This window comes from Oceanibaculum pacificum (assembly GCF_001618175.1).
Lineage (GTDB): Bacteria > Pseudomonadota > Alphaproteobacteria > Oceanibaculales > Oceanibaculaceae > Oceanibaculum > Oceanibaculum pacificum.
Map to the genome: position 1 here is coordinate 1 of NZ_LPXN01000072.1, position 6,282 is coordinate 6,282.

The 6,282-nt window shown below is 66.7% G+C and carries 7 protein-coding genes; 2 read left to right on the forward strand and 5 right to left on the reverse strand.

All coding sequences use genetic code 11. From position 1 onward, the window contains the following. The first annotated feature begins 132 nt into the window (after positions 1-132). Together AUP43_RS05320 and AUP43_RS05325 are read left to right on the forward strand one after the other, a co-directional pair. Entirely contained in the window at positions 133-1,368 is a 1,236-nt protein-coding gene (locus AUP43_RS05320) for an MFS transporter (RefSeq protein ID WP_067553522.1), read from the forward strand. Positions 1,369-1,485: 117 nt separating this feature from the next. Then, positions 1,486-2,370 carry an S-methyl-5'-thioadenosine phosphorylase gene (locus AUP43_RS05325; protein WP_067553523.1) on the forward strand — a complete coding sequence of 295 codons (885 nt, stop codon included), beginning with the start codon at positions 1,486-1,488 and terminating at the stop codon, positions 2,368-2,370. Positions 2,371-2,401: 31 nt separating this feature from the next. Here AUP43_RS05325 and AUP43_RS05330 read toward each other — a convergent pair whose 3' ends face one another. The 5 genes from AUP43_RS05330 to AUP43_RS05350 form a co-directional block, all read right to left on the reverse strand. Beyond that, positions 2,402-2,875 carry a VOC family protein gene (locus AUP43_RS05330; protein WP_067553524.1) on the reverse strand — a complete coding sequence of 158 codons (474 nt, stop codon included), beginning with the start codon at positions 2,873-2,875 and terminating at the stop codon, positions 2,402-2,404. 2 nt (positions 2,876-2,877) lie between these two features. Further along, positions 2,878-3,231 carry a DUF1428 domain-containing protein gene (locus AUP43_RS05335; RefSeq protein ID WP_067553526.1) on the reverse strand — a complete coding sequence of 118 codons (354 nt, stop codon included), beginning with the start codon at positions 3,229-3,231 and terminating at the stop codon, positions 2,878-2,880. Positions 3,232-3,318: 87 nt separating this feature from the next. Continuing rightward, positions 3,319-3,996, reverse strand: a complete 678-nt coding sequence (locus tag AUP43_RS05340; RefSeq protein ID WP_198154831.1) for a dienelactone hydrolase family protein — start codon at positions 3,994-3,996, stop codon at positions 3,319-3,321. 81 nt (positions 3,997-4,077) lie between these two features. Then, positions 4,078-5,211 (reverse strand): AbrB family transcriptional regulator, encoded by a 1,134-nt coding sequence (locus tag AUP43_RS05345; RefSeq protein ID WP_232314882.1) that lies wholly within the window; start codon positions 5,209-5,211, stop codon positions 4,078-4,080. Continuing rightward, entirely contained in the window at positions 5,204-6,157 is a 954-nt protein-coding gene (locus AUP43_RS05350) for a M14 family metallopeptidase (RefSeq protein ID WP_067553528.1), read from the reverse strand. The genes AUP43_RS05345 and AUP43_RS05350 overlap by 8 nt, the downstream gene beginning before the upstream one ends. Between the last annotated feature and the right edge of the window lie 125 nt (positions 6,158-6,282).

Sequence of the window (6,282 nt, forward strand, 5' to 3'; positions counted from 1 at the left end):
GCCGTCGCGCCAGCCGTCGCGATTGTCACCGCGACAGCGGCGGCTGCATTCCGGCCATTCCGGCTGGCTGCTGGCGTCGCGGCGCGGTGCCGCTAATATCATCCTGATTTCTATCGGCCATAGGAGCCAGCAATGTCGGAGAAGACGGTGGCGGCGGGGCGGAGCTGGCACTTGCCAGTGGCCGTGATCATGATCTGCGGCAGCCTGATCGTCGCCCTATCCTTCGGCGTGCGATCCGCCTTCGGCCTGTTCATGGTGCCGATCTCGGGCGAGCTGGGCTGGGGGCGTGAAATCTTCGCTTTGTCGATTGCCCTGCAGAACCTGCTCTGGGGCCTGGGCCAGCCCTTCGCCGGCGCGCTGGCCGACCGGTTCGGCTCGATGAAGGTGCTGATCGCCGGCGGCCTGCTCTATTCCGCCGGCGTGCTGCTGATGTCGGTGTCCACCAGCCCGTCGCTGTTTCACCTCTCGACCGGCCTGCTGGTCGGCTTCGGCCTGTCGGGCACCGGCTTCTCCATCGTGCTGGCCGCCGTCGGCAAGGTGGTGGCGCCGGAGAAGCGTTCCTGGGCGCTGGGCATCGTGACCGCCGCCGGCTCCTTCGGGCAGTTCGCCATGGTGCCGCTGGGCCAGGCCTTCCTGTCGGCCTATGGCTGGCAGACCACGGTGCTGATCCTGGGTGTGACCTCCCTGGCCATGCTGCCGCTGGCGCTGGCGTTCAAGGGCGTCGGGCAGGGCGGAGCCGCCGGGCCGGCGAACAGCCAGAGCCTGGGACAGGCGCTGCGCGAGGCCAGCCGGCACAAGGGCTTCCTGCTGCTGACCGCCGGCTTCTTCGTCTGCGGCTTTCATGTCGCCTTCATCGCAGCACATCTGCCCTCCTTCGTCATCGACCGCGGGCTTGACCCGCAGATCGGCGCGTGGGCGCTGGGGCTGGTCGGCCTGTTCAACGTCATCGGCTCCTACACGGCCGGCGTGCTGGGCGGCAAATACACCAAGAAATATCTGCTGAGCTATCTCTACGTCGCGCGCTCGGCGGTCATCGTGCTGTTCATTTCTTTCCCGATGACAGCGACCACGGTGCTGCTGTTCGCGGCCGCCATGGGCTTGCTGTGGCTGTCCACCGTGCCGCTGACATCGGGCATCGTGGCGCAGGTGTTCGGGCCGAAATACATGTCGATGCTGACCGGCATCGTGTTCTTCAGCCACCAGATCGGCAGCTTCCTCGGCGTCTGGGGCGGCGGCTATCTGTACGACACCACCGGCTCCTACGACATTGTCTGGTACTGCTCCATAGCGCTCGGCATCTTCGCCGGCATCGTGCACTGGCCGATCGACGAACGCCCCGTGGTGCGCGCGGAGCCGGCGAAGGCCTGACGGTCCATCGCCCGCCAGCTCCTTCGAGACGCCGGCTCCTCAGGCGGCGCGCTTCTTCCCCTCGCCGCCAAGTCCGATTATCACTAGGGAAACCTCGGGGAAATATCGGACGGGAGGATGGGGATGGCGGGCAAGCCAGTCGTGGGCATCATCGGCGGCAGCGGGGTCTATGACCTGGAGGGGCTGACCGACAAGCAGTGGCGCACCGTGGACACGCCCTGGGGCAGACCGTCCGACCAGCTTCTGTTCGCCAGCCTGGACGGCGCGCCGGTGGTTTTCCTGCCGCGTCACGGGCGAGGCCATCCGCTCAGCCCCAGCGGCATCAACTACCGCGCCAATATCGACGCGCTGAAGCGTTCCGGCGTCACCGAGATCGTCTCGGTCTCCGCCGTGGGCAGCCTCAGGGAGGATCTGCCGCCGGGCCGCTTCCTGCTGGTCGACCAATATATCGACCGCACCTTCGCGCGGGAGAAAAGCTTCTTCGGCAATGGCTGCGTCGCCCATGTCTCGGTTGCCCATCCGGTCTGCGGCCGGCTGGGGCGGCATCTGCTGCAGGCGGCGGCGGAGAGCGGTATCGACATGGTGGCGGGCGGCACCTACCTGGCGATGGAGGGGCCGCAATTCTCCACCCTGGCGGAATCGAAGCTTTACCGAGCCTGGGGCTGCGACGTGATCGGCATGACCAACATGCCGGAGGCGAAGCTGGCCCGCGAGGCGGAGCTTTGCTACGCCAGCGTCGCCATGGTGACCGACTATGATTGCTGGCACCCCGAGCATGACCATGTGACGGTCGAGCAGATCGTGAAGGTGCTGCTGTCCAACGCCGACAAGGCGCGCGGCCTGGTCCGCGCCGTGGTGCCGCTGCTGCAGGCGCGCGACGCGGCGTGCGGGCAGGGCTGTCACACCGCGCTGGACCATGCGCTGATCACCGCGCCCGACCAGCGCGACCCGCTGCTGGTCGGCAAGCTGGACGCCGTGGCCGGGCGGGTGCTGGCGAAATAGCCTAGCCCCTTGCCGCTTAACCCCGCGCCGCTTAGCCCCGCGCCGCCGCTTCCAGCCCGGCGATATCCAGCTTCACCATTTGCAGCATGGCCTCGGATACGCGCTTCACCGTGGCTGGGTCGCTTTCCATCATCAACTCGCCCAGCCGCTTCGGCACGATCTGCCAGGACAGGCCCCAGCGGTCGCGCAGCCAGCCGCATTGCTCGGCCTGTCCACCCTCCAGCAGGGCGTCCCACAGCCGGTCGACTTCCGCCTGGTCATCGCATTCGACCATGATGGAAAAGGCGTGGTTGAACGGGTCCAGCGGGCCGGCCTGGATGGCCATGTAGCGCTGGTCGCCCAGCGTGAAGCCGGCCAGGCGCACGCTGCCGGGCGGGCCGCTGGGCGTTTCGGCGGGGAATTCGGAGATCCATTCCAGCGAAGAGCCGGGGATCAGGCCGGTATAGAAGCGCAGCGCCGCCTCCATGTCGGTCGCGAACCAGAGATGCTGGGTGACCTTGGCCATGCTCAGACGTCCAGGATCGGCACGAAGCCGCCAAAGATCATGCGCTTGCCGTCGAACGGCATCTCGCCGGCCATGTCCTTCATGCGCGGATCGCTCATCATCTTCTGCATGGCAGCGTCGCGCACCTCCTTGGAGGGGTATTCGAACCAGCTGAACACCACCACCTCGTCCGCCTGGGCCTTCACCGCGCCGCGAAAGTCGGTGACGGTGCCGTCCGGCACATCGTCGCCCCAGCATTCGACCATCCGGGAGACACCATATTCCTTCACCAGCTTGGCCGCCTTGGCGGCGTGCGCGATATAGGCCTGCTTGTTGGCGGCCGGGACGGCGCAGACGAAACCTTCCACATATTTCATGTCGTTCTCCTGTATTGGCGACAGGAAAGTTGATATCAACATAAATATCTGGAGTCAACGCCGCGCTGCCGCGACGTCGCTCCGGTGTCAGCCGATATGCTGGCGGAAGAAATCCATCGTGCGCTCGCGGGCGATACGCGCGCTGGTCGGCTCGAAGGAGCCGCGCTGGTCGCAATTGAAGCCGTGGCCGGCGGGGTAGACATGCACCTTCGCCTGCGGTTGCGCCTGCTTGATCTGCTCGACATCGGTGAGCGGAATGCCACTGTCGGCCTCGCCGAAATGCATCAGCAGCGGAGCATTGGCCGTCTCGTCCTTGAACGGCACGATCTGGCCGCCGTAATACACCACAGCCGCCTGCACCGGCAGCCGCGTGGCGCACAGGAAGGAGATCGAGCCGCCCCAGCAATAGCCGACGCTGCCGACCTTGCCGGCGGCCGAGGCGGCCTCCATGGCGGCGGCCATGTCCTGCATCACCTGCTCCCAGGCGACCTTGGCGCGCAGCTCCCGGCCGCGCGCCACGCTGGCCTCGTCATAGCCCAGCTCCACCTTGCGCTCGGTCCGGTCGAACAGGGCCGGAGAAACGCAGAGATAGCCTTCCGCCGCGAAGCCGTCGCACACGCTGCGGATATGGCTGTTCACGCCGAAGATTTCCTGGATCACCACCAGCCCGCCCTTCGGCTTACCGGCCGGGCCGGCGGTATAGGCGTCGAATTTGTGGCCGTCGGCGGCGGTCAGCTCGATCCACTGGGTCATCGTCTCGCTCATCGCGTCAGCTCCTGCTGCGAAATAGGGTTCGCCGCAGAGTAGAGCAAACCGCTGGGGGAGGGGAACCAAGCTTGCGGGGGCTCAATCGTCCGCCGCGGCTTCCTTTTGCTGGCGTACGATGCGGCCCATCAACAGGCGGAAGACCATCGGGGCCAGGATCACCACGAAGATGATGCGCACGATGTGGTGGCTGGAGACGAAGGCGGTGTCGCCGCCGATGGCCAGCGCCACCAGGCTCATTTCCGCCAGCCCGCCCGGGGAGAAGGCCAGCACCACGTCCAGCGTCGGGATGCCGCTGCTGAGCGCATGCAGCAGCACCGAGAAGGCGACTGTGACGCTGAGCAGGATCGCCGTGGAAACGACGGTCACGCCCACCGTGCGGCGCACCAGCGCCAGCTTGGTGCCGGCGAAGCGGCAGCCGATGGCGCTGCCGATCACCACCTGGGCGATGGCCACCAGCTCCTTCGGCGGGGCGTGGCTGGTCAGGCCGGCCAGGTGGATGCCGGCGCTGACGATCATCGGGCCGACCAGCAGGGCGGCGGGAATGCGCGCCAGCTTTGCCAGCACCGCGCCGACAACGGCGCAGACCGCCAACAGGCCCAGATCGTACAGCGGAAAGTTCAGGATCGACACGCCGGTGACCGCGCCCGGCGGCGGCTGATAGCCGAAATAGAAGCGGAAGAACAGCGGGATGGTCAGCACCACCAGCAGGATGCGGGTGCCGTGGGTCAGCGAGATCACCCGCTCGTCGCCGCCCATGGCGGTGCCGATGATGGTCATCTCCGACAGCCCGCCCGGCATGGCGGAGAAATAGGCGGTCGGCCGGTCATAGCCGGAAAAGCGGCGGAAATAGAGATAGACCAGCGCGCCCGAGGTGACGACATAGACCAGCAGCGCGCTGGCGCTGAGCACCCAGCCGCCAAGCTGGCCCATGATCTCCGGCTTGAAGGCGCTGCCCAGCATCACGCCCAGAATGGCGATGAAGCAATTGCGCAAGCTAAGCGCCATGCGCACCGGCAGGCCGGCGATGGCGGCCACCGTGGTGAAGCACATGGCGCCCATCATCCAGGCCAGCGGCATGCGCAGTTCCAGGAAGACCGCGCCGCCGATGGCGCCGATGGCCAGCGCCAGGGCGATCTGCCACAGCTTGGCCGGCGGCCGCGCCGCGCGCTTCTGCTTCAGCTCGTCGGCGAGCTTGTGGGCGGGCTCAGTCAAGGTAGCGGCCGAGCCGGACGGCGGTCTGGCCCTTGGTCAGCCGGCGCGACGGCATGATCAGCACGCAGCGATCATGCGGGGTGTAGACCGGCGCGTCGCCGTCATGGCCCAGCAGGCTGCCCTGCTTTTCGATCACTTCCAGGCCGAGATAGGGCTGGGCGAAGTTGAACTGGTCGTTCTTCACCGTGACCGCCTCGGTCACCTGGATCACTTGCTGCGGCGGCAGATCCTGGGTCGAGACCAGCCGGTCCAGCGTCGACCGGTCGATCTGGCCGTAATGGAACAGGAAGCGCAGCGCATTGTCGATGGCGACGGTCTCGCTGGATTTCTCCCAATGCTGGCCGCATTCGATCAGCAGCGCGTTGCGCGGGTCGGCGGCGTCGCTGAAGAAGCGGTAGTCGCGCAGCCGGCGGCCGGCGGCGTGGCCCTTGTCGGACACCACGATCTCGGGATGGCGCAGCGCGCGGGCCAGCGCGATGCCCTTGTCCAGCGGGCCGCACAGCATCAGCGCCTTGGTCGCGTGCTGCATGGAATGGATGTCGAGCAGATAATCCACCGTATCGATCAGCGGCCTCATCTGCCGGGCGCGGCGCAGCTCCACGCTGTCGCGCGGGCCGTCCAGCACCTCCTCGGACCAGAGGCGGTTGAAATCCTCCTCGATGAACCGCGAAGCGGTGGGGTTGGCCGGATCGAACCGGGCATAGGCCTCGATATTGGCGAAGCTCAGCGTCAGCTTGCCGATCAGCGGGCGGATATTGTGCCGGTACAGGAAATCCACCGCGATCGCGCCGCACAGCTCGTTGCCGTGGGTGACGGCGTTGATCATCACATGCGGGCCGGGCTGACCGCTATCGAAGGTGGTGGCGTAGTCGATGCCGGTATTGCCCTGGCGATAGGGGCGGATGTCGGGCGGAGTCAGCTCCACCGGATAGGCGGGATCGGTCACGGCTACCTTGCATCGGCTATACGGGATGGAAACGCCTGCAAATTAGGCCGGATTTACCCGCCATGCCAGTCCCTTGACGCATGTCAGGGGTGCGATGCGAAACACCCTCTCCCCTTCCGGGGCGA